This is a genomic window from Mesorhizobium sp. M7A.F.Ca.CA.002.15.2.1 (assembly GCF_003998715.1).
GTDB classification, from domain to species: Bacteria; Pseudomonadota; Alphaproteobacteria; order Rhizobiales; family Rhizobiaceae; genus Mesorhizobium; species Mesorhizobium ciceri.
The window spans coordinates 1-2,521 of record NZ_RZPI01000755.1 but is presented as its reverse complement, the minus strand read 5'-3'; the positions used below and the strand labels follow the sequence as shown (position 1 = coordinate 2,521).

Annotated in this window: 2 protein-coding genes; both read right to left on the bottom strand. The window is 67.4% G+C overall.

The genetic code is table 11. From position 1 onward, the window contains the following. The coding region (locus tag ENZ74_RS28775; RefSeq protein ID WP_127313177.1) for a 2Fe-2S iron-sulfur cluster-binding protein at positions 1-2,059 on the bottom strand (2,059 nt) is incomplete at its 3' end. Next, positions 2,056-2,322, bottom strand: a complete 267-nt coding sequence (locus ENZ74_RS28770) for a sarcosine oxidase subunit delta (RefSeq protein ID WP_013528149.1) — start codon at positions 2,320-2,322, stop codon at positions 2,056-2,058. The genes ENZ74_RS28770 and ENZ74_RS28775, both read right to left, overlap by 4 nt. Between the last annotated feature and the right edge of the window lie 199 nt (positions 2,323-2,521).

Here is a 2,521-nt window from a genome sequence, read left to right as displayed (position 1 = left end):
CGACGAAGCGATGCTCGTCCAGCCGCACCAGCACGCCGTCGTCGAAGACCACGCCGTTCTCAGACAGCATGAAGCCATAACGGCAGCGGCCCGGTTTCAATGTTGACATGGTGTTGTAGTAGAGGAAATCGACGAACGCCGCCGCCTGCGGCCCGATCACCTCGATCTTGCCGAGCGTCGAACCATCGAACAGCGCGACCGACTGGCGCGCACGTCGCGCCTCGTCCGCGATCGAACGTTCCGCGTCCGCGTTGCCGCCATAATGAGCAGGCCGCAGCCAGCCGCCATATTCCTGGAAGACAGCGCCGCTGGCGCGATGGACGTTTTCGAGCGGCAGCCGCCGTACCGGCGCCATCAATTCACCGACGCGCGCGCCGGCAAAGCTTGCCAGCGGCACCGGCGTGAACGGCGGCCGGTAGGTGGTGGTGCCGACCTCCGGCACCGTGCGGCCGGTAATCCCTGCCATCAGCGCCAGCCCGGGCAGGTTGGAGGTCTTGCCCTGGTCGGTCGCCATGCCGAGCGTGGTGTAGCGCTTCAGATGTTCGACCGAGACGAAGTTTTCGCGTGCGGCCAGCTCGACGTCCTTCACCGTCACGTCGTTCTGGTAGTCGATCCAGATGCGGCCTTTCGAGCCCGGCATCGGCCAGGCCGGGAGAATGCCGTCCGTCGCCTCCGGCCCGGTGCTGCGTGGTGTTGCCGCGTTCTCCTTGCCGGCGAATGCCTTTTCCACGCCGGCAAACACCTCCGACAAGGAGACCGCGCCGGCTGCGGCGCCGACCACGGCGATACCGCCGACCGGTTCGCCCGGCAGGAAGGCCGCGCGCGCATCGCTCCAGGCGAGCTTGCCCTTGGCCTGGCCGAAGAGATGGATGGTCGGCGTCCACCCGCCGGAGACCACAACGCAATCGGCATCGAACCTCGTGCCGTCGTCGAGCGTCACGCCGTCGACGCGCAGCTTGCCGCTGGCGGATGCGAGAGAACGCCCCTTGATCAGCCGGACATTGGCCGCCGCCGCAGGCGCGCCGTCACGCCGGATATCGACAAGCCTGACTTCGGCGCCAACCTCGGCAAGCGCCCCCGCCACCTCATAGGCGCTGTCATTGTTGGTGGCGACGATGATGCGGCGGCCGACCAGCACAGCGTGGCGCCGGAGATAGGCGAACGCCGCATCCGCCGACATGATGCCCGGCAGATCGTTGTTGGCGAAAGGCAGCGGCCGCTCGATGGCGCCGGTCGCCAGCACGATCTGGCGCGGCCTGACCCGCCACAGCGTATCCGGCCGGCCGTCGAGATGACGCTGGTTCAGCCCGACCAGATTGTGGTCGTAAATGCCGAAGGCGGTGGTCGAAGGCAGGATGAGGTGACCGCCAGCGGCAAGCCCGGCAATCGTCTCCTTGCCCCATACGGCCGCCGGCTTGCCGTCGATCTCCGCGGCACGATGGCCGAGCGATCCGCCGGGGCTCTGCTGGTCGTCGACCAGTGTGACGGTCAGGCCAGCACCGGACGCCAGCCCTGCCGCCGCCAGCCCGGCCGGTCCCGCGCCTACAACCAGCACATCGCAATGATGGTTGATCTGGTCGGCCATGCCGGGCGAGGTCCAGTCGGCGTCGACTGTGCCCAGCCCCGCCATGGCGCGGATGCGCGGCTCGAACCTGTGCCAGTCCGGCCACATGAAGGTCTTGTAGTAGAACGCGGCCGGGATGAAGCGCGCAAAACGGTCCAGGAAGGCGTTGCGGTCGGCCAGTGCGCTGGGCGTGGCGTTGACGCTTTTCGCCACCAGTCCGTCGCGCACCGGCTCGGTCGTGGCGCGGGTGTTCGGCGTCGCCCGCGTGCCGCCGAGATCGACCAGCGCATTTGGCTCCTCGACGCCGGCGCCCCATATGCCGCGCGGCCGGTGGTATTTGAAGCTGCGGCCGACGACCGCGACGTCACCCGCCAGCAGCGCCGAGGCGATGGTGTCGCCGGCAAAGCCTTGCACGGTGGTGCCGTCGAAGCTGAAGCGTATCGGGCGCGAGCGGTCGATGGCGCTGCCGCCGGTGGCAAGGCGCGAGGCGGTCACGCGACGTGCTCCCCGCCGAGTGCGGCCGAGGACAGCACCTTGTGGGTGACGGTGTCGCGCTCCATGACGAAGAACTCGCCGCAGTTCATGTGAACCCAGATTTCGCGCGCCGTGCCTTTCGGATTGGTGCGCAGATAGAGGTAATCAGCCCAGCGATCGATCGGCACATCGGCGCCATCCGGCCGCGCATTTCCGGCATCGCCGCCATAGTGGAATTCGGTTTCGTCGCGCGGGCCGCAGAATGGGCAAGGGAAAAGCTGCATAAAATCCTCAATCTTCGTCTTTATGCATGTCGTTCTCCCCAAACCGCTGCGTACTTTTGGGCGACATGCATCAGTGCGCGATGCCGGAGCCGGCCGCTTCGTCGATCAGCCGCCCGCTGGCGAAGCGATCAAGGTCGAACGGACGGCTGATGTGGTTGTGTTCGCCAGTCGCCAGCAGGTTCGCCAGCAGCGTGCCGCC

Excerpts from the sequence above, each read along its gene's own strand:
- ENZ74_RS28770 (WP_013528149.1), bottom strand. The coding sequence starts at position 2,322 with ATGCAGCTTTTCCCTTGCCCATTCTGCGGCCCGCGCGACGAAACCGAA.